The 510-nt window shown below is 41.2% G+C and carries 1 protein-coding gene; it reads left to right on the plus strand.

Annotated elements, in window-relative coordinates; genetic code table 11:
• A partial coding sequence (locus tag ACFINS_RS11370) for a proton-conducting transporter membrane subunit (RefSeq protein WP_375706330.1) occupies positions 1–510 on the plus strand: 510 nt, incomplete at both ends.

Here is a 510-nt window from a genome sequence, read left to right on the forward strand (position 1 = left end):
GGGCTTGTGTTGCATGGCTCTGGGCAGTTACGTGTACGTGCAGGATTGCATTATGTCGTCGTTAATCTTATTGCTTCGTTGTTTTTTTTAGTTGGTACGGCACTCATTTATGGAATCGTTGGTACTCTTAATATGGCCGATTTGGCTGTAAAAATGAAACATATAACCTCTGCGGATATTGTTTTATTTGAAATAGGCGCGGCGCTTTTGGGGATTGCTTTTTTACTCAAAGTGGGTATGTGGCCACTTAATTTTTGGTTGATGCCGACTTATAGTGCCGCAGCAGCACCCGTTGGAGCTTCTTTTGCACTTTTAAGCAAGGTGGGTATTTATATTGTTTTACGTCTGACATTGCTATGGTTTGGTCCTGAAAGTGAATATTTTAGTCATTTTGGTAAAATGGTTTTATTTTATGGTGGACTTGCCACTATGGCTTTTGGTTTTATTGGGGTCTTGGCGAGCCAAGTTTTGGTGCGTTTGGTGGCTTATAGCATTCTTGTCTCTTCTGGT

This window comes from Bartonella sp. AA2SXKL (assembly GCF_042197205.1).
GTDB lineage: Bacteria > Pseudomonadota > Alphaproteobacteria > Rhizobiales > Rhizobiaceae > Bartonella.